Origin of the sequence: Streptomyces sp. WI03-4A (assembly GCF_033792105.1) — a bacterium.
Taxonomy (GTDB): domain Bacteria; phylum Actinomycetota; class Actinomycetes; order Streptomycetales; family Streptomycetaceae; genus Streptomyces; species Streptomyces collinus_A.
In genome coordinates this window covers 15,794-37,780 of sequence record NZ_JARAUO010000011.1, presented here as the reverse complement: position 1 = coordinate 37,780, position 21,987 = coordinate 15,794, and the positions used below count along the sequence as shown (strand labels likewise).

Below are 21,987 nucleotides of genomic sequence, written 5' to 3'. Positions count from 1 at the left end.
GGCACCCCGGGCGCGCGGCCGTCCGGGGCGTTCGCTAACTTGAGAACGTGGACAAGAAGAACGCCCTGCGCGCCGGCGCCCTGGCTGCCGGTACGACGCTGATGATGCTGCTCATGTCGTCCCCCGCGCTCGCGCTGACCCGCGACGACGGCGACGACCCCGGCGCCGGCCTGAGCGTCGCGCAGACGCTGGGCCTGTACGTGCTGTGCCCCCTGGCGCTGTTCGCGGTCATCACGGGTCTGGTGATGGTCCTGGACAAGTCCAAGACCCGCGTGACCAAGCCCGCGAAGGCCCGGGCCAAGGCCTGATCCGCCGCTGATCTTCGCCGAGGGCGCCGTTCCCACCGCTCACATGGGGTGGGAACGGCGCCCTCGGCGCGTTTCCGGCGTTCCCGCGCGTTTTTGGCGTCCGCGCGCGCCTAGTCCGCCTCCGCCCGGGTTCCCGCGAGCAGTTCGCGCAGCAGGCCGGCCAGCAGCTCGGCCTGTTCGCCGTCGAGTGACGCCAGCGCGGCGCTCTGCACGGCCAGACCCGCGCCGACCGCCCGGTCGACGGCGTCGAGCCCCTGCTCGGTCAGGGTGACCTGGAGGCCGCGCCGGTCGTGCGGGTCGGGGGAGCGGCGCAGCAGCCCGGCCCGTTCCAGCTTGTCGAGGCGGCCCGTCATGCCGCCGGTGGTGAGCATCAGCGTCTCCGCGAGCCGGCGCGGGGAGAGGGTGAACGGTTCGCCGGCCCGGCGCAGGGTGGCCAGCACGTCGAACTCGCCGCGCGAGATGCCGTAGGGCGCGTAGGCCTTCTCCATGCGGTCGCCCATGGCGCGGGCGAGGCGGTAGATCCGCCCGAACACCTCCATGGCCCTGGTGTCCAGGTCGGGCCGGACGGCCGCCCACTGGTCGATGATCGCGTCCACGGGATCCCTGCCCTGCTGGCGGCCTTCACTCATGGGCCGAGTATCGCTCCACCGAAGGTCGGCCGCAAGAAAGTAGCTTGACGAAAAGTAGCTTAGAGCTAAGCTACTTTCCATCAAGTCACTCAGGAGGGGAGCCGACGGTGAAGTGGCACAGAGTGCGCGACGAGCGGGTGGCGGGGGAGTGGGCCCTGCCCGTGGCCGCCGCGGTCAACGGAGTGGGCACGGGCATGTACGTCCCGTTCACGCTGGTCTTCTTCCACAGCGTCACCGGGCTGTCCTTCGCGGCCGTCGGCGCCGTACTGACCGTCACCGGCCTGGCGGGCATCGCCGCGCTGCCGTGGGCCGGCGCGATGGTCGACCGGTACGGCGCCAAGCGCGTCCAGTACCTGTTGTACGGCGTCCGGGTGCTGGGCTTCGCCCTTTACCCTTTCGCCCACGCCCTCGTCGCCTTTGCCGCCGTCGCGCTGGTCACCGCGGCCGCCGACCGGGCCTTCCCGGCCGCCCAGCAGGCCCTGATCGGCGAGGTGGCCCGGGGCGCCGGAAGGGACCGGCTCCAGGCGTCGACCCGCGCGCTGCAGAACGCCGGCAACGGGGCGGGCGCGCTGCTGGCCACGTTGGTGATCGCCCTCGCGGGCAGCGCCGGGTACGCCTACGCGGCCTGGGGCAACTCCGTCTCCTTCGCGCTCGCCGCGCTGCTGCTGCGCCCGCTGAAGCCGCTGCCCGCCGCGCCCGGCACCCCGGCCGCGCGCCGCACCGGCGCCGGGTACCGGCTCGTCCTCGCCGACCGGCCCTTCCTGGTCCTCACCGGCGCCAACTTCCTGAACGCCCTCAGCTACTCGGCCCTCTCCGTCCTCTTCCCGCTGTTCGCCGTGGAATGGCTGCACGGGCCGGTCGCGCTCACCGGCGCCGCGTTCACCGTCAACACCGCGCTGTGCGCCGCGGCCGGCGTGTTCGTCGGCGCCCGGGTCCGGCGGGCCGGGGCCCGGCGCACCCGGGCCGCGGCGCTGGGCGGGGGCCTGTTCGCGACCGCCTTCGCCGCCCAGATCGTGCTCGGCACCCTGCGGCCCGGCTCGGGCCCGGTCCTGGCCGGCGCCCTGGTCGCGGTGGTCCTCGTCTACACGCTCGGCGAGCTGGTCCACAGCCCCGCCGCCGAGGTGCTCGCCGTGTCGGCGGCGCCCGAGGCGGTGCGCGGCCGCTACATGGCGGCGTACCAGATGTCCTGGTCCCTGGCCAAGGCGGTGGCGCCCTCCCTGTTCACCTCCCTGCTCGCGCTGGACGGCCGGGTGCCGTGGGCCTTCCTGATGCTCACCTCGGCGGTGGCCGCGGCCCTGCTGCTGCGGGTGGAGCGCCGGCTGCCCGCTGAGGCGGTACGGCCGAAGCCGGTGACGGTCGGCGGCACCACCCCCGCCGTCCCCGCGCCCGCCACGGTGTGACCCCACCTTCCGAGATCGAAGGGAACCGTCATGAAGCGACCCCTGACCGTGCTGCTCACCGCTCTCGCCCCCGTCTCCTGGGGCACCACGTACGCCGTCACCACCGAGTTCCTGCCGCCGGACCGCCCCCTGTTCACCGGACTGGTGCGGGCCCTGCCGGCCGGCCTGCTGCTGCTGGCGCTGACCCGGGTGCTGCCGCGCGGTGCCTGGTGGTGGAAGGCCCTGGTGCTCGGCGCGCTGAACATCGGCGCTTTCTTCCCGCTGCTGTTCGTGTCGGCGTACCGGCTGCCCGGCGGTACGGCCGCCGTGGTCGGCTCGGTCGGGCCGCTGTTCGTCGTCGGCCTCTCGCTGCCGCTGCTCGGGCAGCGGCCGGCGGTGCGCCACCTGGTCACCGGGGCCGTGGCCGCCGTCGGGGTGAGCCTCGTCGTGCTCAAGGGGGCCGGCGCGCTCGACCCGCTCGGGGTCCTTGCGGCCGTCGCCTCCACCGCCTCGATGTCCACCGGGACGGTGCTGACCAAGCGGTGGGGGCGCCCGGCCGGCGTCGGCCCGCTGGCCCTGGCCGGCTGGCAGCTCACCGCGGGCGGCCTGCTCATCGCGCCGGTCGCGCTGCTGGCCGAGGGCGCCCCGCCCGCGTTCGACGGCCCTGCGCTGGCCGGGGTCCTCTACCTCGCCCTGGCGAACACGGCGGTCGCCTACTGGCTCTGGTTCCGCGGCATCGGCCGGCTCGGCGCCACCCAGGCGGGCTTCCTCGGCCCGCTGTCCCCGCTCACCGCGGCCGTGGTCGGCTGGGCGGCCCTGGGCCAGGCGCTCACCCCGGTGCAGACGGCGGGCATGGTGCTGGCCTTCGGCGCGACGCTGGCGGGCCAGGTGGGGACGGGCCGGCCGCGACCGTTCAGCTCCGCTGAAAGGACTGCTCGAAAAGATTCGATGGACCTGACGGTTCCGGCACTGCGACGGTAGGCGTACACCCGCCCACCGCCCAGCGAGAGGACCCCTGTGGCCGCAGTCCGGCCCCGGACCACCCCACCCCGACCGACCGCGCCCGCCGGTACCGCACCAAGTGAGACCCCCGCCGCCACCGCACGCGCCGGTTACGCACCGGGCGCGGCCCCCGCCGCCACCGCGCCCGCCGCCACCGCGCCCGCCGGTACCGCGCGCGCCCCGCTCCCGAGAGCCGCCGCGTCCCTGCGCGGGCCGGCGCTCGCCGGCCTCGCCACGGTCGTCTGGTCCGGCAGCTTCGTCACCTCCCGCGCGCTGCACGACAGCGTCCCGCCGGTCCAGCACGCCTTCTGGCGCTGGGTGATCGCCCTCGTGGCGGTCGCCCCCTTCGGCGCCCGGCAGGCCTGGCGCCGGCGGGCGGTGATCCGCCGGCACGCCCGCTACGTCCTGCTGGTCTCGCTGCTCGGCGTCGCCGGCTACAACACCCTCGTCAACCAGGCGGGCCTGACCACCCCGGCCGCCACCATGGGCATGATCATGGCCGCCTCACCCGTCCTGATGGCGCTGTTCGAGCGGCTGCGCGGCACCCGGCTCGGGATGCGGCGGACCGCCGGACTGCTCACGGCCTGCGCGGGCGTGTTCCTGCTCATGGGCGGCGGAGCCGGCTTCGGGCCCGGGGACCTGTGGATGATCGCCGCGTCCTGCTGCTTCGCCGGCTACAGCGCTCTGCTCCGCCGCCGTCCCGCCGAACTGGGCGGCGCCGCCTTCCTGGTCACCACGTTCCTCGTCGGCACGGTCCTGCTGCTGCCGGTGCAGGCGGCCGACCTCGCCGTGCACGGCGGCTTCCGCCCCACGGCCGGCACGGTCCTGTCCCTGCTCTACGTCGGCGTGGCCTCCTCGGCGGTCGCCTTCTTCGCCTGGAACCGCGCCATCGCCCTGATCGGTGCCACCCGCGCGGGCATCGTCTACTACCTCCAGCCGGTGTGCGTCGCCGCCCTCTCCTGGCCCCTGCTCGACGAACGGACCGGCCCACCCCAGCTCCTGTGCATGACCCTGATCCTGACCGGAGTCGTCCTGGGCACCCGCGCCCGCCCTTGAGGGCCGTCCCGCAAGGGGCGGTGCCGGCCGGCGTGTAGCGTGCCGGCATGGCCGAGTGGGACCTGAGGAAACTGCGGATCCTGCGTGCGCTGCGGGAGCGGGGCACCGTCACCGGGGCGGCCGAGGCCCTGCACATGACCCCTTCCGCGGTCTCCCAGCAGCTCACCAACCTCGCTCGGCAGCTCGGCGTCTCGCTGCTGGAGGCCCAGGGGCGCGGGGTGCGGCTCACCGACGCGGCCCGGCTGGTGCTGCGGCACGCGGACGCCGTCTTCGAGGAACTGGAGCGGGCCGACGCCGCGCTGGCGGCCCACGCGCGGGGAGAGGCGGGCGAGGTCCGGGTCGGCGCCTTCGCCACGGCCGTGCCCGCCCTCGTCGTACCCGCTGTGCGCGCCCTGCGGACGGCCCACCCGGGCGTGACCGTACGCGTCCGTGAGACCGAGGCCGGCGAGGCGTACGAGCTGCTGGCCGCCGGGGAGGTCGACCTCGCGCTCTCCCTCGGCGCCGAGGCACCCAGCGCGGCCGACCCCCGTTTCACCCGGCTTCCGCTGCTGTCCGACCCGCTGGACGTCGCCCTGCCCCCGGACCACCCGCTGGCCGCCGCGCCCGGCCTCACCCTCGCCGACCTCGCCGCCGAACCGTGGATCTTCGGCGGCAGCGGCCCCTGGTCGGACATCACCCGGCGCGCCTGCGAGGCCGCGGGCTTCACCCCGCACCAGGGCCACTCGGCCTCCGGCTGGACCGCCATCCTGGCCATGGTGGAGGCGGGCATGGGCGTCGCCCTGGTCCCCCGCACCGCCGCGGCCCGCCGGGAGGGCGTCGTGATGCGGGAACTGGCCGCCGACCGCCCGGTCCGGCACGTGATCGCCGCGGTCCGCAAGGGAGCGCAGTCGGCAGCGGCCCTCGACCGAGTCCTCCAGGCCCTGCGCACGGCGGCGGGCGCCCTGCCGGACCGAGCCCACGAGCCGGGCGTGGCGGGCGCACCGCCGGGCCGGGCCCGCGGGCGGCTGGCGGAAGACGCGTGAAGGGCGCCCGGCGGCGAGCCGGGCGCCCTTCACGGGGTTGCGGGACCTACGACGCCGCGGCGGCGTCCGCGGCCTGGGCCTTCAGGGCGCGCTCGACGCCCGAGCGGGACTCCGAGACCAGGCGGCGCAGGGCCGCGTTGGGCTCGGCCGCGGCCAGCCAGGTGTCCGTCCGGGCCAGGGTCTCGTCGGAGACCTGGATCGCCGGGTACAGGCCGATCGCGATCTGCTGGGCGATCTCGTGCGAACGCGAGTCCCAGACGTCCTTGACGACCTCGAAGTACCGCTCCGCGTACGGCGCGAGCAGCTCCCGCTGGTCGGTCTGCACGAAGCCGCCGATCACGGCCTCCTGCACGGCGTTCGGCAGCTTGTCGGACTCGATGACCGACTCCCACGCCTCCGCCTTGGCCTCCGGGGTCGGCCGGGCGGCCCGGGCGGTGGCAGCGTGCCGCTCACCGGCCGCCGTCCGGTCCCGCTCGTACTCGGCCGAGATCTCCGCCTCGTCGAAGCGGCCGACCGCGGCGAGCCGCTGCACGAACGCCCAGCGCAGCTCGGTGTCGACGGCGAGGCCCTCGATCGTCTGCGAGCCGTCCAGCAGCCCCTCCAGCAGGTCGAGCTGCTCCGGCGTGCGGGCCGTCCCGGCGAAGGCCCGCGCCCAGGCGAGCTGGTGGTCGCCGCCCGCCTCGGCCGCGCGCAGGTGCGCCAGCGTGGCGTCGGTCCAGCGGGCCAGCAGCGCCTCCCGGGTGGCCGGGGCGGCGTACAGGTCGATCGCCAGCTTCACCTGGCGGTGCAGCGACTGGACGACACCGATGTCGGACTCCTTGCCGATGCCGGACAGCACCAGCGCCAGGTAGTCGCGGGTGGCCAGCTCGCCGTCGCGGGTCATGTCCCACGCCGACGCCCAGCACAGGGCGCGCGGCAGGGACTCCGCGAAGTCCCCGAGGTGCTCGGTGACCACGGCCAGGGACTTCTCGTCCAAGCGGACCTTGGCGTAGGAGAGGTCGTCGTCGTTGAGCAGGACGACGGCGGGCACGCGCTTGCCGGTGAGCTGCGGCACGGCGGTCAGTTCGCCGTCGACGTCCAGCTCGATCCGCTCGGTGCGCACCAGCTTGCCGTCGGCCGACAGGTCGTACAGGCCGATCGCGATGCGGTGCGGCCGCAGCGTCGGCTCGCCCTTGGCGCCCGCCGGCAGGGCCGGGGCCTCCTGGCGGACGGCGAAGGAGGTGACGACCCCCTCCGCGTCCGTCTGCACCTCCGGCCGCAGGACGTTGATGCCGGCCGTCTCCAGCCACTTCTTCGACCAGGTCTTCAGGTCACGGCCGGAGGTCTCCTCCAGCGCGCCCAGCAGGTCCGACAGGCGCGTGTTGCCGAACGCGTGCCGCTTGAAGTAGGCCTGCACGCCCCGGAAGAACTCCTCCTCGCCCACGTAGGCGACGAGCTGCTTCAGCACGCTCGCGCCCTTGGCGTAGGTGATGCCGTCGAAGTTGACCAGCACGTCGTCCAGGTCGCGGATGTCCGCCATGATCGGGTGCGTGGACGGCAGCTGGTCCTGCCGGTAGGCCCAGGTCTTCATCGAGTTGGCGAACGTGGTCCACGAGTGCGGCCACTTCGAGCCGGGCGCGGAGGCCTGGCAGGCGATGGAGGTGTACGTGGCGAACGACTCGTTCAGCCACAGGTCGTTCCACCACTCCATGGTGACCAGGTCGCCGAACCACATGTGGGCCAGCTCGTGCAGGATGGTCTCCGCGCGCACCTCGTACGCCGCGTCGGTCACCTTGGACCGGAAGACGTACTGGTCGCGGATGGTCACGGCGCCCGCGTTCTCCATCGCGCCCGCGTTGAACTCGGGCACGAAGAGCTGGTCGTACTTCTCGAACGGGTACGCGTAGTCGAACTTCTCCTGGAACCAGTCGAAGCCCTGCCGGGTCACCTCGAAGATCGCGTCCGAGTCGAGGAACTCGGCGAGCGAGGGCCGGCAGTAGATGCCGAGCGGCACGCTCTGCCCGTCCTTCTCGTACACGCTGTGCACCGAGTGGTACGGGCCGACGATCAGCGCCGTGATGTACGACGAGATGCGGGGCGTCGGCGCGAAGGTCCAGACGTTCCCCTCCGGCTCGGGCGTCGGCGAGTTGGAGACGACCGTCCAGCCCTCGGGCGCCTTCACGGTGAACTGGAAGGTCGCCTTCAGATCGGGCTGCTCGAACGAGGCGAAGACCCGGCGGGCGTCCGGGACCTCGAACTGGGTGTAGAGGTACGCCTGCTCGTCGACCGGGTCCACGAAGCGGTGCAGGCCCTCGCCGGTGTTGGTGTAGGCGCAGTCGGCGACGACCCGCAGGATGTTGCGGCCCGACAGCAGGCCGCGCAGCGCGATCCGCGAGTCCGCGAAGACCTCGGCGGGGTCGAGCGCGTCCCCGTTGAGCGTCACCTCGTGCACGGCCGGGGCGACCAGGTCGATGAAGGACGTCGCCTCGTTCTCGGCGACGTCGAAGCGCACCGTGGTCACGGACCGGTAGGTACCGCCCTCCTGCGCGCCGGAGAGGTCGAGATCGATCTCGTACGAGTCAACGGTGAGCAGCTTCGCCCGCTGCTGCGCCTCTTCGCGAGTCAGGTTTGTGCCAGGCACGCGGTCATCTCCTCGATATGGGTGGGTTCGGTCATCCTTCCACGGGACCTGCACGCAGGGCGACGTCCAGCGGCTGCGCGGCGCAGCCCTAGGGAAAGCCCTATGGCAAGCGGGAGGGCGGGTCCCCCGAGGGGGCACCCGCCCTGCCGATTCCGCGGCGCGCCGTGACGCACCGTGACGTGCTGTGCCCGAAGCGGTCAGCCCTTGAGCTCCGCCGCCACCAGCTCCGCGATCTGCACCGCGTTCAGCGCGGCGCCCTTGCGGAGGTTGTCGTTGGAGATGAACAGGGCCAGGCCGTTGTCGACCGTCTCGTCCCGGCGGATGCGGCCCACGTACGAGGCGTCCTTGCCGGCCGCCTGCAGCGGGGTCGGGATGTCCGAGAGGGCGACGCCCGGGGCGCCGCCGAGCAGCTCGGTCGCGCGCTCCGGCGACAGCGGGCGCGCGAACCGGGCGTTGACCTGGAGGGAGTGGCCGGAGAAGACCGGGACGCGCACGCAGGTGCCGGAGACCTTCAGCTCCGGGATCTCCAGGATCTTGCGCGACTCGTTGCGCAGCTTCTGCTCCTCGTCGGTCTCGTTCAGACCGTCGTCGACGATGCTGCCCGCGAGCGGGAGCACGTTGAACGCGATGGTGCGCTTGTAGACCTGCGGCTCGGGGAAGTCGACCGCCTCGCCGTCGTGGGTCAGCTTGTCCGCCTCGGCGGCCACCTTCTGCACCTGCCCGTGCAGCTCGGCCACGCCCGCGAGACCGGAACCGGAGACCGCCTGGTAGGTCGCGACGACCAGGGCCTCGAGACCGGCCTCCTCGTGCAGCGGCCTGAGCACCGGCATGGCGGCCATCGTGGTGCAGTTCGGGTTGGCGATGATGCCCTTGGGGCGGTCCGCGATCGCGTGCGGGTTCACCTCGGAGACCACCAGCGGGACCTGGGGGTCCTTGCGCCAGGCGGACGAGTTGTCGATCACCACGGCCCCCTGGGAGGCGACCTTCTCGGCCAGCGCCTTGGAGGTCGCGCCGCCCGCGGAGAAGAGCACGATGTCCAGGCCGGTGTAGTCGGCGGTCGACGCGTCCTCCACGGTCACGCCGTCCAGCACGGTCCCGGCCGAGCGGGCCGAGGCGAACAGGCGCAGCTCCGTGACCGGGAAGTTCCGCTCCGCGAGGATTCCGCGCATGACCGTGCCGACCTGACCGGTGGCTCCGACGATTCCGACCCTCACGGCGACTCCCTCTACGTGTCTCTACTGCGTGTCTCTTGCGTGACCGGGGCTTTTCCATGATGCGGCCGACCCCGGTCCACCTGTCCAATTCTTTGCGACGCGTGCCCGAGGAGTGGGACACGATTACCCGGCGGACGGTTCCGGACCTCCGTCGAACACCCCGCTGAGCTGCAGATGTTCCCCCGGTGGCGGGCCCGCGCCGGAAGCTGTGCTGTGCCGCCCCTGCCCGTCCGGGCCTCGGCCACACGGCGGTGTGACGTACGCCTCGCCGAAGTCCCGGAGCACCGGCCGAACGTTTCCGGCCGTCCGGGCGTCGTAGGGGCAGACGCGGGAGGGGGTGGCTTGTGCTGCGCGGAGGGGCGCGCCGCGACCAGGGGGCGTACGCCGGTGCGGACGGGACCGGCCGTACCGAGGACGATCCCCTGGACGCGGCCCAGGAACGCCGGGTGCGGGCGGTGCTCGCGCTCGGCGGCGTGCCGCAGGCGGACCTGCCGGACGGGGTGCAGCAGGTCCGCCTGCGGCTGCTGGAACGGGCCGCGAGCGGGCGGGAGGCACCGCGGGACGTGTCGGCGTGGGCGGCGGTGGTCGCCTCCAACCTGGCCATGGACTGGCACCGGGCCAAGCGGCGCCAGGAGCGGCTCGGGGAACGGCTGGCCGCGCTGCGCGAGCCCGCGCACGCCTCCGGCGAGGAGAACAGTCTGCTCTCCCTCGCCGTCGCCCAGGGCCTGGACGAACTGCCCGACACCCAGCGCCAGGTCCTCGTCCTGCGCTTCTTCGCCGACCTGCCGGTGCGCGGGATCGCCGACGAGCTGGGCATCCCGGAGGGCACGGTCAAGAGCAGGCTGCACACGGCGGTCCGCGCCCTGCGCGCGAGGCTGCACGAGGACGAGCACGAGGGGGTGTGACATGACCGCCGAACACGAGGGCGCGGAGGGCGCGCGGGAGTACGCCGGCATGGACGCGCTCATGGCCGCGATCACGGGCGACCCCCTGCCGGAGGAGGCCCGCCGGGACCCCGCCTTCCTGACCGAGCACCACGCGGCCGAAACCGACGTGGCCCTGCTCAGGCACCACCTGACCAGGCTCGCCGAAGCCCTGACCGGCGAGACCCCGGGCGACCGACCCACGCCGAGCACCGGACGCACCCCGACCCCCCGGGAGCCGGCCGAGGACGGGCCCACCGCCCCTGCCGGGGAGGTCGACGCCGGCACCACGCCCTCCGCCGACGAGGCCGACGCCGGCAGCAACGCCCCTGCCGGGCAGGGCCACGCCGGCACCACCGCCCCTGCCGGGAAGGCTGACGGCGGCAGCACGGCGCCTGCCGGGGAGGGCGATGCCGGCGCGACTGCCCCGGCCGGGGAAGCCAACGACGAGACCACCGCCCCCTCCGGGGAGACCGACGCCGAGACCGCTCCCGTCGGGGAGGTCGCCGCCAACACCACCGCTCCCGCAGGGGAGGCTGACGGCGGCGCCACCGCCCCCTCCGGGGAGACCGACGCCGGGACCACCGCCCCTGCCGGGGAGGCTGACGCCACCGCTCCCGCTGCCCCGGTGCGGCCCGGCAGGCGGTCTCGTGATGTCGCCCGGCCCGGCACCCCGCCGCGACCCGGTCGCCCGCGTGGTCCCCGGCGGGCCCTGCGGGTCGCGCTGGGCTCGCTGGCCGGTGTGGCGGCCCTCGGCATGGTGGCCGGGCTCGGTCTGCTCGTCGCCCGGACCGGGGGGACCGGCGCGGACGCGAAGTCGAGCGCGGCCGACGCCGCCAAGAGCGCGGGCCAGGCCCCGGTGGAGACCTCCGGTGACGCCGGCCGGCCCGACACCCCGGCCCAGGCCCTGGCCTGCTACAAGCTGGTCGTCGAGGGCACCGTGGCCGCGGTGGAGCCGCGGTCCGGGTCGCCCTGGACCCGGATCGAGCTGACCGTGCGCCGGGCGTACGAGCCCGCGCACACACCGGCCCGGGTCGCCTTCGACCTCGACGCCGGCGCGCGGCCGGCCCCGCGCGAGGGCCAGCACGTACTCGTCGCGGTCGGCCGTGGGCGGACCAACGCCTCCCTGTGGGCCGTCGGGGACACCCGCGTGGCGGTCAACCGGGCCTGGATCACCGAGGCGCTCCCCGAGGCCCGGCACACCGGCTGCCCGTCCGGGCGGGAGGCGCCGACCGGAAAGCCGTGAGGGGCGGGTGCCCGTCCGGACGCCCGCCCCTCACTTCACCTCACCCGCTCCCCGAGCGGGCGTCACTCCTTACGGCGTGACCTTCTCGATCTTCACGCTGCCGGTGCCGGCGACGGTGCCGCGGGCGTTCACCAGCTGCACCCGGCCGAAGAACTCGCGGCCCGCGGGGGCCTCGGCGGCCGCGGTGACCTGGGCGCTCACCGAGGCGGAGTCACCGGTGCCGAGCTTGACCGGGGCCGAGCCGTCGACCGTGACGGTGCCGAGCGAGGAGGAGAAGAACACGTCCCGGTAGTCGTAGTCGGTCGACCCGGACGGCACCGAGTAGCCCGCGACCTGGATCGTGTACGTCCCGGCGGCCGGCGACGGGATGGAGACCGCCTCCTCCGAGTCGCCGTCGGCGGACTGCGCGACCTGCTTGCCGTTCGCGTCGTACACGGTCAGGTCGAGGTCGGCGGCCGCGTCCGAGACGCTGCCGATCGCGACGTCGAGGGACTTGGCGCCGGCCGGGACGGTCACCGTGGTGGTCTGCGTCTCGCCCTGCTTGATCGCCGGACGGGTCGTCTTGGACGAGCCGAGCGGGCCGCCGACCAGCGTGCCGTCGAGCGCCGCGTACTTGTTCGTCACCTTCCAGGAGGCGGCGGCCGGGACGCCGACCTTCGCCTCGGGCACCGACACCGTCTCCGGGTCGAAGGCCGCGCCGAGGACGGCCACGTCCAGCTTGTACGGATTGTCGAGCAGCGGCGACGTACGGCGCGCCTCGACCTCCACCTCCCAGACACCGGGCTGCGGGTCGGCGTAGGAGCGCACGTCCGGCTTGCAGCCGTTGCCGTCGAGGTAGTTGTTGTAGCAGTACGGGGTGCCGGTGTTGTCGACCGGAGTGCCGTAGGGGTGGATCGCGATGAACCGGGTCTGGCTCTTGTCCTTCAGTCCGCCGATCGCGACCTCGAGGGACTTGGCGCCCTCGGGCACGGTCAGGAAGTAGGACCGGGTGCTGTTGCGCTGCACCGAACCGGACGCGGAGTAGGTGAAGCCGACCGGGGCGGAGACCACGACGGTGGTGAGGATCTGCTGGTCGACCCCCTCCGTGCGCGGGTCGTCGACCTCCAGGATCGCGCTCTTGAGACCCGCCGACCGCGGGGCCGCCTGGACCTTGACCGTCACCGGCTGGTTCAGCGGCAGCCGCACCGTGTCGTCACCGAGGATCCGGAAGGTGTGCTCGGCGTTGTTCGCGAGGTGCAGCTCGTGCCACACGGCCTTGTCGGGGCCCGAGGTGCGGGTGACGGTGATGTCGTAGGTCTTCTTCTGGCCCGCCTTCAGACCGCCCTCGCGGTCGTACAGGCCGGTGCCGAAGCCCGGGGTCCTCAGGGCGTAGTCGATCGCGGTGTCGACCGGGGCCTTGACGGTGTAGTCGTGGGCGGTGGCGTGGTGCCGGATGGAGTCCCAGGCGTCCACGATGTCGATCAGGCCCGCGCCCTCCTCGTAGGCCTGCGCGCCCTTGATGTGGTCGGCCGTCGAGGTCAGCGCCGTGCGCAGGGTGGCGGGCGTCAGGTCGATGCCCTTCTCCTTGGCGGCCGACAGCAGCAGCGCGGAGGCGCCGGTGGCCTGCGGGGACGCCATCGAGGTGCCCTGGAGCATCGAGTAGCCGGCCGGCAGCGAGTAGCCCGCCTCGGCGACCGGGGAGCCCGGCAGCCAGGTCTGGGTGCTGTTGATCGCCGCACCGGGCGCGACCAGGGTCGGCGTGAAGCCGCCGTCCTCACGCGGGCCGCGCGAGGAGAAGGGCATCAGCTGGTAGTCCTTCTCCACCTGTGAGCCGTAGTTGGCCGCCCAGGTCTGCCGGGAGATGGCGGCACCGACCGAGATCACCTTGTCGGCGAGGCCGGGGTCACCGATGGTGTTGGCGCCGGGCCCGGAGTTGCCCGCGGAGATGACGAGCTGGACGCCGTAGGTGTCGATGAGCCGCGTGTACAGGGCGGCGCGCGCGTTGTTGCCGTCGTTCAGCGCCGGGAGACCGCCGATCGACATGTTGACGATGTCGACGCCCCGGTTGACGACCAGGTCGATCATGCCCTCGGTGAGGGCGACGTTGGTGCAGCCGCCGGTCCAGGTGCAGGCACGGGAGGAGACGATCTTCGCGCCGGGGGCGGCGCCGTTCATGCGCCCGCCGAACAGGCCGTTGGCGGCGGTGATGCCGGCCACGTGGGTGCCGTGCTCGGACTCGATGACGCCGATGTTGACGAAGTCGGCCTTCTTGCCGACCCAGGACCCGCCGTAGGGGTCCATCGCCACGTCCTTGCGGATCTGCACGACGAACGGCACGCGCTCGACGACGTCCGTCTTCGGGTCGTCGGTGCCGAAGTAGCCGACCTGGTAGCCGTCCTTGTACGGCTTCATCGCGGTGTCGTCGGTGAAGTCGTGGTTGTTGTTCAGGTCGACGGTGACCGTGCCGGCCGCAGGGTCGTAGAGCACGCCCCAGCTGTCGGTGGTGTCGCCGTCGCGGTTGAGGTCGCCCGCCTCGTCGCCGCCGGTGGTGGCGGACTCCTTGAAGGTGCTGATCTCGTACGAGCCCGCGGCGGCCGTCCAGTTCTGGCCGCCGTAGGCGAACGAGGGGCCGGAGACCGCGGTGACCATGGGGCGCCAGGTGGCGTCGCTGTCCACGATCGGGTCGGTCGAGGTGACCCAGTCGACGATCTTGCGCTCGCCGGTGGAGGTCTTCTGCAGCGCCGGGTGGCCGAGGTCGACGCCGGAGTCGAGGATGCCGATGGTGACGCCGCGGCCGTCCGCCTTCGGGTGGTCCTTGACGAAGTCGACGGCACCGGTCTCGAAGGACGGGTTGTACGGGTTCCGCGCCGGGGTGCTCTTGTCCGGGCCGGGGTAAGTGGCGGCCGACGGCTTGCCCTTGGCGCCGTGCGCGGTGTCCGCGGCGGGCGACGGGTCGTCGAGCGCTATCTCCTGGCGGAGGTCGATCGCCTGCACCGAGGACAGCTTCGCGGCGGCGGCGATGGCCGAGTCCGCCTTGGCGGTCGGCACGGTGGCCCGAACGTAGCCGAGCTTGTCGTAGGTGCGGCCCACGGACCCGCCCTTGACGGCGTCCAGTTCGCCGGCGACCTGCTCGGTCTTGCCGGGCGTGGTCGCGATCATCATCGTGACGGTCTTGGCGTGGTCCGCCTTGGCCTCGGCAAGCGCGTCGGCGTCGTCCGAACCGAGCTTGTCGTGGGCCGACTTGACGCCCGGTCCGGTGGCCGTGGCGGAGGGCGCGTCCGTGGCGAGGGCCAGGGGTATCGGCCCGGTCGCGGAGAGCGCGGCCACCACGCCGACGGCCACCGCCAGACGGGCGAGATGTCTGTGGCCGGGTATCGGGGCGCGCTCGGGGGTCTGGGTCATCGGCATCCCTTGCAGGTCGAGAATCCTGAGCCGGACGAGCGCACAGCTTTACCCAAGGTTCAGGACTTTGGGGACCGTTGACCGGAACGTGATGGATGTATGGGGAAAACCCGCGATGGGATTTGGGGGAATAAGAGCTGACCGAGGCGGATTTGCTCAGTTGTCCTTGGAACGGGCGTAATGGCGCGAGGCCTTCGCGCGGTTGCCGCACGCGGCCATCGAGCACCAGCGCCGGGTGCCGTTGCGCGACGTGTCGAAGAAGTGCAGGACACACGTCTCGTGGGCGCAGCGGCGGATCCGGTCCGGCGCCCGCGTCAGCAGGTCCAGGTAGTCCCGCGCGGCCAGCCAGGCGGGGCCCCAGGACGGGTCGGTGAACTCGGGCTCCTCGGACACACCGTTTTCGGTCAGCCGGGCCCGGATGCGCCCGTGCTCCAGCACGGCGTCGACGAGCGGGGCGCCCTGGGCGAGGGAGCCGTCCACCGCGGCCCGCAGCGCCTCCCGGGTCTCGCGCAGGTGCCGCAGCACCTCGGCGTCGGCCGCGTGGGCGCCGTCGAGTCCGTTGCCCGCCAGCCACACCGCGAGCCCCGCGGTGTCGGTGAGCAGGTCCTGGGCCACGCCCTCCTTGTTCCACCGGGTGTTGAGCAGGTCGAGCGCGAGGGGCTCGCCGGTGAGCGGGCGGGGATCGCGGGCGGCGGACATCGGGCACTCCTTCTCGGCTAACCCCTCAAGAGTACGTGACCGGTTGACCGCGCCCCCGCTAACCTTCTAACGTAGAAAAGAGGGTTAGATAGTCCTCATGACCGAACAGCCCGAAGGGGAGAGCCATGACCTTGCGCACCGGCCACACCGGCCTGAACGTCACCGACCTCGACCGCTCGCTCGCCTTCTACCGCGACGTGCTGGGCTTCGCCCTGCTGGCCGAGGGCAAGGAGGACGACCGCAGGTTCGCGTTCCTCGGGGACGGCGGCGACCTGCCCGTGCTGACCCTCTGGCAGCAGGCGGGCGGCGGGTACGACGGGAGCCGGGCGGGACTGCACCACCTGGCGTTCACGGCCGACTCGGTGGACCGGGTCCGGGAGTACGAGACGGCGCTCAGGGCCGCCGGGGCCGAGTTCGCGCACGAGGGCCTGGTGGCCCACCGGGAGGGCTCGGCCTCGGGCGGGATCTTCTTCCACGACCCGGACGGCACCCGTCTGGAGATCTCCGTCCCGGACGGCGCCGAAGGCGCCCCCGCCCCGCACGCGTCCGCTCCCACCTGCGGTTTCTTCTAGCCATGAGCGTGTACCACGCCGGCTCGCGCGCGGTGCAGGACCTGGTCGGCGTGCGGGAGCGCGCCGACCACGTCGGCCTCTCCCTCGGCCGGGGCATCAAACCGGTCGCCGCGGCCTTCCTGGAACTCCAGCCCCTCCTGGTCGTCGGCGCGGCGGACCCCGGGACGGGCCGCGTCTGGGCCTCGGCGGTCACCGGCCGCCCCGGCTTCGTCCGGGCCACCGGGCCCCGGCGGATGTCCGTCACCACGTCCACCGCCCCGGCCACCGCCCCCGTCGCCGGCGGCGGTCCCGGCGGCGGCCTCGCCCCCGCCGACCCGCTCACGACGGCCCTGGCCACCCCCGGCACCCCCGTCGGCACCATCGCCCTCGACCCGCGCACCCGCCGCCGGATGCGCCTCAACGGCCGTGGGGAGCCCACGGCCCGGGGCTTCGCGGTCGACGCCGACCAGGTGTTCGCCAACTGCCCGAAGTACATCCAGCGCCGGGAGACCTGCGCATGGGTGCCGGACCGCGTGCCGGGCCCACCGCGCACCACCGGCCGACTGGACGACGAGCAGGCCGCGTTCGTCGCCTCGGCCGACACCTTCTTCCTGGCCACGGTGCACCCCGGCGGCGCCGACGCCAGCCACCGGGGCGGCGATCCGGGCTTCGTCCGGGTGGTCTCACCGCGCGAACTCTCCTGGCCGGACTATCCCGGCAACGCCATGTTCCTCACCCTCGGCAACCTGCGCGCCGACCCGCGCGCCGGACTGCTCCTGCTGGACTGGACGACCGGCACCACCCTCCAGCTCACCGGCGAGGCGCGCGCCGAGTTCACCGCCGACGGCGGGCGGACCGTCCGCTTCACCGTCGCCGGGGCCGTCCTCACGCCTGCGGCCCTGCCGCTGAGCTGGTCCGCGCCGGAATATTCACCCGCCAACCCGGACAACTCGCGCTAACGTCCCCGCATGCGACGGAACCTGAGAGTGGCGGCCTACGCCGTCTGCGTCCGCGACGGACAGATCCTGCTCGCCCGCTCCCCGGCCGACGACGGCACCCGCGAATGGGTCCTGCCGGGCGGCGGCATGGAGCACGGCGAGGACCCGTACGACACCGTCCACCGCGAGCTGATGGAGGAGACCGGCTACCGCATCCGGGTCACCGGTCTCCTCGGCGTCGACTCCCGTCAGCACCTCTTCGCCGGCCGGCGCCTGGAACCCGCCACCGACCACCACGCGCTCCGTCTCGTCTACGAGGGCGAGGTCGTGGGCGGCGAACTGCGCCCCGAGGTGAACGGCACCACCGACTTCGCCGCCTGGCAGGACCTGGACGCCGTGCCCGGACTCGCCCGGGTCCGGCTCGTCGACGTGGCGCTGCGGCTGTGGCGGGAACGACCGGCGGACGGACGCCTGGAGGACCGTCCCCTACCCCGGCAGATGAACGAGGAGTGACCGCCGCCGGGCCGGGCGCGATCCACTCCGTGGCCGCTCCGCCCACCCGTGATCCACGTACGGTGATCGGCGCTGCGCGTTGCCGCCGCGTTCACGCACAGGTCATCCCCGATGCCAACCATCCAGAGCGAGCGGGGCGTTCGCGCCTTGGACGGCCCGCGACCACTGCCGACGCGTTCGCACTCGGGGAGATCGCGCCATGTCGCGCTCACGCTCTGCCACCTCCGTACCGGGGGTCCACCGACGTACCGTCCTCGCCGCCGCCGGAGCGGTGTCGCTCTCGGCGGGGGTGGGCTACGCCCTGCGTCCCACCGACAGCCAGGCGGCCGGCGCCGCCGAGGCGCCCGTCGCCCACTCCCGACGGGCCGCCGCGGCCGCGCCGCTCGCCCCCTACACCAAGGGCACCACGCTCGCCTCCGTCGCCGCCCCCCGCAACAGCTCCGGCTACCGGCGCCTCGGCGACGGCCCCGGCTGGAAGCGCGTCGTGCGCGCCGAGCTGGCCGCGCCCAAGTCCGGCCGTGCCGGACGCCGTGCGACGCTGGCCGCGTTCGTGCAGTTCACCGACCTGCACCTGACGGACGTCCAGCACCCGCTGCGCCTGGAGTACCTGCGCGCCCACGACCCGCACGCCTGGCGCCCGCACGAGGCGCTCACCGTGCCCGGCGCGATCTCGCTCGTGGAGCGGGTCAACGCGCTGCGGGGCGCCCCCGTCACCGGCGCCCCGCTCCACTTCGTGATGACCACCGGCGACAACACCGACAACAACGCCCACTCCGAACTGGAGTGGTTCATGACGGTGATGAGCGGGGGCCGCGTCACCCCCAACTCCGGTGACCCCAAGCACTACGAGGGCGTGCACAACAGCGGCCTGAAGCTGTACTGGCAGCCGGACTCCACGGTCCGCGACAGCGACAAGGCGCTCGGCTTCCCGCACCTCAAGGGCTTCCTCGCCGCCGCGATCCGGGAGGCCAGGAGCCCCGGCCTCAAGCTGCCCTGGTACTCCACCGTCGGCAACCACGACATGCTCCCGCTCGGCTGCCACGGCTCCCACGGCGACAACTACCTCACCGAGGCGGCCATCGGCGGCAAGAAGCTGATGACCGCCACCGCCGCCGAGGCCAAGAAGCTCCAGGACGCCGTCAAGCAGGCCACCGACCCCAAGGGCACCGGCTACCGGGACTTCCTGAAGGCCCACGCCCGCTCCATGCGCTCGGTCACCCCGGACGAGAAGCGGGCCCCGTACACCCGGGCCGACTACCTCAAGGCCCACCTGGACCCGGCCCACCAGGGCGTCGGCCCGGTCGGGCACGGCTACTCCTCGGCGAACCTGGACGCGGGCACCCAGTACTACGCCTTCCGCATCTCCGACGACGTCATCGGCATCAGCCTCGACACCACCGACGCCGGCGGCCACTACGAGGGCTCCATCGGAACCGCCCAGCTCGACTGGCTCGCCCGGACGCTGAAGGACAACAAGGACTCCTACGCCGTCGTCTTCAGCCACCACACCAGCAAGACGATGACGAACACCCGCCCCGACCCGGCCCGCCCCGGCGAGCGCCGCCACACCGGCGCCGAGGTGGTCTCGGTCCTGTCCGCCCACACCAACGTGCTCGCCTGGGTGAACGGCCACATCCACAAGAACGTCATCACCCCGCACAAGGCGTCCGGCGGCCGCTCCTTCTGGGAGATCTCCACCGCCTCGCACGTCGACTACCCCCAGCTCGCCCGGGTCATCGAACTGGTCGACAACAAGGACGGCACGGTCTCCCTGTTCACCACCCTGATCGAGTCCGCCGCCCCGCACCGCACCGACTACGCCGACCTCTCGCAGACCGGCCTCGCCGCCCTCTACCGCGAACTGTCCTTCAACGCGCCCGGCGCCAAGAAGACCCTCGCGGGCGACCCGGCCGACCGGAACACCGAACTGGTGCTGAAGAAGGGCTGATTGTCACTCAACCGGCCTACACCGGAGCAACCTTCGCGCAACACCCGGGAGTCCCTTCCCCCGGTCGGCCGCCCGGCCGGCCGCGACTCCGACCGTCCGGCCGGCCCACCCGGCCGGCCGGACGGCACACTTGGGGGAACACATGCGCGTACGCACGACCCTGGTGGGCGCCACCGCCCTGCTCCTCACCGCGGCCCTGGCGGGCCCGGCCGTCGCGGCCGCCGGGCCCGCCGGCGGCACGCGGACCGCGACGGCCGCCACGGACGGCCACACGGGCACCCGCCGGGCGCTCCAGGATGCCGTCCTGGCGGGTGTGCCCGGCGTGACCGCCACCGCGAAGGACACCCACGGCACCTGGTCCACCACCGCGGGCGTGGGCGACGTCCGCACCGGCGCCCCGCGCTCGGCGGCCGACCGCTACCGCGTCGGCAGCATCACCAAGACCTTCGTCTCCACCGTCCTGCTGCAGCTGGAGGCGGAGGGCCGGATCTCCCTGGACGACAGCGTGGAGAAGTGGCTGCCCGGAGTCGTCCACGGCCACGGCCACGACGGACGCCGCGTCACCGTCCGCCAGCTCCTCAACCACACCAGCGGCATCTACAACTACACGTCCGACGAGGACTTCGGCCGCACCTACTTCCTCGCCGACGGCTTCCTCAGGCACCGCTACGACACGCTCACGCCCCGCGACCTGGTGGCCGTCGCGATGCGGCACCGGCCGGACTTCGCACCGGGCACGTCCTGGAACTACTCCAACACCAACTACGTCCTGGCCGGCATGGTGATCCAGAAGGTGACCGGGCACTCCTACGCCGCGGAGATCGGCCGGCGGATCATCGGCCCCCTGCACCTGACGGCGACCTCCCTGCCCGGGACCCGGGTCACCGTCCCGCGCCCCAGCGGCCGCGCCTACTCCAAGCTGGCGCAGACGGCGACGGGCCCGACGTACGACGTCACGACCCTCAACCCGTCCCTCGCGTCCTCGGCCGGCGAGATGATCTCCGACTCCGCCGATCTGGACCGCTTCTACGGCGCCCTGCTGCGCGGCCGGCTGCTCCCGCCCGGGCAGCTCGAGGAGATGAAGGCGACCGTGCAGACCGACGGCGCCCCCGACGTCCGCTACGGCCTCGGCCTGATGGACACCCGGCTGTCCTGCGGCGTCCACGTCTGGGGCCACGAAGGGGGCATCCACGGCTCCACGTCCTCGGCGGTGACCACGGCCGACGGCCGCCACTCCCTCGCCTTCAACTTCAACGGGGACTGGACGGGGGACCACGGCGCGGTGATCGAGAAGGAGTTCTGCTAGGCCGTGTCCGGACACGAGAAGGGTCCCCGGTGCCGGCCATGGCACCGGGGACCCTCCCCTCCCCTCCTGACGCCGCCCCGGTCCGTCACTATCGCGGCAGCACGACGACGTACGCGGCCGGGTCGCGGTCGCCCGACGCCATCAGGGCCGTGCGGACCACCGCCGCCTGTTGCTCCATCGACTCCCTGAGCTTGCGGGGGGTGATGTACACGACCGTGATGCCCAGTCGTTCCAGGTGCTCCCGCTTGCGCGCGTACTCCGACCAGAGCGCGTCCTCGTCCTGGCGGGGCGCGCGGGTGTCGAGCTCCACCGCGACCGCCTGGTCCGGCCAGTAGGCGTCGAGGCCGCCCAGGTGGGGGCCGCCCGGCAGGCGCAGGTCCACGTTCCAGACCGGGTCGGGCAGGCCGTGCTCGGTCACCATCCGGTACAGCCGGTCCTCAGCGATGGCCCGGCCCTCGGCGAGCAGCGAGTCCACGGCGTCCACCACGTGCGGCCGGGTCAGCAGCTTCGCCTGGGTCAGTTCGCGCACCACGGCGGCCGGTTCGCAGTGGCCGCCGCGCACCGCCTCGGTCAGCAGCCGGCGCACCGCGTCCGCGTCCGTCAGCTCGGCGACGGCGTCCGCCAGCGCACGCGGCACCGGTGCCACCGGCAGCCCCGTGACCGCGCGCGGGGTGGGCAGGCCGGAGGTGCGCAGCACGCGCACGTAGCCGCTGGAACGCAGCCGGCGCAGCCGGGGGACCAGCACGTCGACGCGGTCCAGGGAGAGCAGCGGCGGCGTCGACGAGAAGCCGTACAGGGTCAGCGCCGCCAGACCGGTGATCATCGCCTCCGCGTACAGCGGGCGGTGCGGCTCCCCCGCGGCGGGCTGGGCCGGGACGCCCGGGGCCGACTCCCGGGACGCGTACAGCAGGGCCCCGTGCAGCCGCTCCTCGCTCGTGGGCGGCCCGGGGTGCAGGAGGACCACCTGGGGCAGCAGGAGCTGCCAGGGGCCGCCGGTGCGGCACTGGTCGCTCAGCTCGGCCGCCGAGACGCCGTGCGAGCGGAGCTGAGCCGCCGTCAGGACGCGGCGGTGGACCTCGGAGAGGTGACGGAGGGGGCGGGGGGAGAGCGGGGTGTTGTGCGTCATGGCCTGGGGATTCCCGCGCTCCGCCGCCTCCTTAACCGCTGTTACACGCCCGTCGAGAAATGCGGACAAGGCGGTACTAAAGGACGGGTGTTCGGGTGCCGAGTAGGGACCGGAAACCCCTGGTCC

The 21,987-nt window shown here is 73.4% G+C and carries 18 protein-coding genes; 12 read left to right on the top strand and 6 right to left on the bottom strand.

The features are described from left to right. Positions 1–47: 47 nt before the first annotated feature. Complete coding sequence (locus tag PV343_RS14400; RefSeq protein ID WP_317443371.1) at positions 48–308, top strand: hypothetical protein; 261 nt, start codon at positions 48–50, stop codon at positions 306–308. A gap of 110 nt (positions 309–418) precedes the next feature. On the opposite strand, the gene PV343_RS14395 is transcribed toward PV343_RS14400, so the two are convergent. Continuing rightward, a complete protein-coding gene (locus tag PV343_RS14395) occupies positions 419–937 on the bottom strand; it encodes a MarR family winged helix-turn-helix transcriptional regulator (RefSeq protein WP_319147289.1) in 519 nt (172 codons plus the stop codon). 107 nt (positions 938–1,044) lie between these two features. On the opposite strand from PV343_RS14395, the gene PV343_RS14390 reads away from it, so the two are divergent. The 4 genes from PV343_RS14390 (at position 1,045) to PV343_RS14375 (ending at position 5,396) form a co-directional block, all read left to right on the top strand. Continuing rightward, the gene (locus PV343_RS14390) at positions 1,045–2,337 is read left to right on the top strand and encodes an MFS transporter (protein ID WP_319147288.1); all 1,293 of its coding nucleotides are present in this window, start codon (positions 1,045–1,047) and stop codon (positions 2,335–2,337) included. Positions 2,338–2,367: 30 nt separating this feature from the next. Next, positions 2,368–3,297, top strand: coding sequence for an EamA family transporter (locus PV343_RS14385; RefSeq protein WP_319147287.1), 930 nt, complete (start codon positions 2,368–2,370; stop codon positions 3,295–3,297). Positions 3,298–3,522: 225 nt separating this feature from the next. Continuing rightward, on the top strand, positions 3,523–4,374 hold the full coding sequence (locus PV343_RS14380) for a DMT family transporter (RefSeq protein WP_319147406.1): 852 nt from the start codon (positions 3,523–3,525) through the stop codon (positions 4,372–4,374). A 47-nt stretch (positions 4,375–4,421) separates the two neighbouring features. Further along, positions 4,422–5,396: a LysR family transcriptional regulator gene (locus PV343_RS14375; protein WP_319147285.1), complete on the top strand. Its 975-nt coding sequence runs from the start codon at positions 4,422–4,424 to the stop codon at positions 5,394–5,396. A gap of 46 nt (positions 5,397–5,442) precedes the next feature. On the opposite strand, the gene pepN is transcribed toward PV343_RS14375, so the two are convergent. Together pepN and PV343_RS14365 are read right to left on the bottom strand one after the other, a co-directional pair. Beyond that, positions 5,443–8,016 carry an aminopeptidase N gene (pepN, locus tag PV343_RS14370; RefSeq protein WP_319147284.1) on the bottom strand — a complete coding sequence of 858 codons (2,574 nt, stop codon included), beginning with the start codon at positions 8,014–8,016 and terminating at the stop codon, positions 5,443–5,445. A 197-nt stretch (positions 8,017–8,213) separates the two neighbouring features. Continuing rightward, positions 8,214–9,230 (bottom strand): aspartate-semialdehyde dehydrogenase, encoded by a 1,017-nt coding sequence (locus tag PV343_RS14365; RefSeq protein ID WP_319147283.1) that lies wholly within the window; start codon positions 9,228–9,230, stop codon positions 8,214–8,216. A gap of 344 nt (positions 9,231–9,574) precedes the next feature. Here PV343_RS14365 and PV343_RS14360 point away from each other — a divergent pair, with 344 nt between their 5' ends. Together PV343_RS14360 and PV343_RS14355 are read left to right on the top strand one after the other, a co-directional pair. Next, a complete protein-coding gene (locus PV343_RS14360) occupies positions 9,575–10,135 on the top strand; it encodes a sigma-70 family RNA polymerase sigma factor (RefSeq protein WP_319147282.1) in 561 nt (186 codons plus the stop codon). Position 10,136: 1 nt separating this feature from the next. Next, positions 10,137–11,399 carry a hypothetical protein gene (locus PV343_RS14355; protein WP_319147281.1) on the top strand — a complete coding sequence of 421 codons (1,263 nt, stop codon included), beginning with the start codon at positions 10,137–10,139 and terminating at the stop codon, positions 11,397–11,399. A 69-nt stretch (positions 11,400–11,468) separates the two neighbouring features. On the opposite strand, the gene PV343_RS14350 is transcribed toward PV343_RS14355, so the two are convergent. Further along, positions 11,469–14,780 (bottom strand): S8 family serine peptidase, encoded by a 3,312-nt coding sequence (locus PV343_RS14350; RefSeq protein WP_319147280.1) that lies wholly within the window; start codon positions 14,778–14,780, stop codon positions 11,469–11,471. 156 nt (positions 14,781–14,936) lie between these two features. Beyond that, on the bottom strand, positions 14,937–15,479 hold the full coding sequence (locus tag PV343_RS14345; protein WP_319147279.1) for a CGNR zinc finger domain-containing protein: 543 nt from the start codon (positions 15,477–15,479) through the stop codon (positions 14,937–14,939). 125 nt (positions 15,480–15,604) lie between these two features. Here PV343_RS14345 and PV343_RS14340 point away from each other — a divergent pair, with 125 nt between their 5' ends. The 5 genes from PV343_RS14340 (at position 15,605) to PV343_RS14320 (ending at position 20,735) form a co-directional block, all read left to right on the top strand. Beyond that, on the top strand, positions 15,605–16,051 hold the full coding sequence (locus PV343_RS14340; RefSeq protein WP_319147278.1) for a VOC family protein: 447 nt from the start codon (positions 15,605–15,607) through the stop codon (positions 16,049–16,051). Positions 16,052–16,053: 2 nt separating this feature from the next. After that, positions 16,054–16,989, top strand: a complete 936-nt coding sequence (locus PV343_RS14335) for a pyridoxamine 5'-phosphate oxidase family protein (RefSeq protein ID WP_319147277.1) — start codon at positions 16,054–16,056, stop codon at positions 16,987–16,989. Between the two features lie 9 nt (positions 16,990–16,998). Beyond that, on the top strand, positions 16,999–17,481 hold the full coding sequence (locus tag PV343_RS14330) for an NUDIX hydrolase (protein WP_319147276.1): 483 nt from the start codon (positions 16,999–17,001) through the stop codon (positions 17,479–17,481). 199 nt (positions 17,482–17,680) lie between these two features. Further along, positions 17,681–19,429: a TIGR03767 family metallophosphoesterase gene (locus PV343_RS14325; RefSeq protein ID WP_319147275.1), complete on the top strand. Its 1,749-nt coding sequence runs from the start codon at positions 17,681–17,683 to the stop codon at positions 19,427–19,429. A 142-nt stretch (positions 19,430–19,571) separates the two neighbouring features. Next, the gene (locus PV343_RS14320; RefSeq protein ID WP_319147274.1) at positions 19,572–20,735 is read left to right on the top strand and encodes a serine hydrolase domain-containing protein; all 1,164 of its coding nucleotides are present in this window, start codon (positions 19,572–19,574) and stop codon (positions 20,733–20,735) included. 88 nt (positions 20,736–20,823) lie between these two features. Here the strand turns inward: PV343_RS14320 and PV343_RS14315 are convergent, their stop codons facing one another. After that, the gene (locus PV343_RS14315) at positions 20,824–21,861 is read right to left on the bottom strand and encodes a hypothetical protein (protein ID WP_319147273.1); all 1,038 of its coding nucleotides are present in this window, start codon (positions 21,859–21,861) and stop codon (positions 20,824–20,826) included. Positions 21,862–21,987 lie beyond the last annotated feature (126 nt).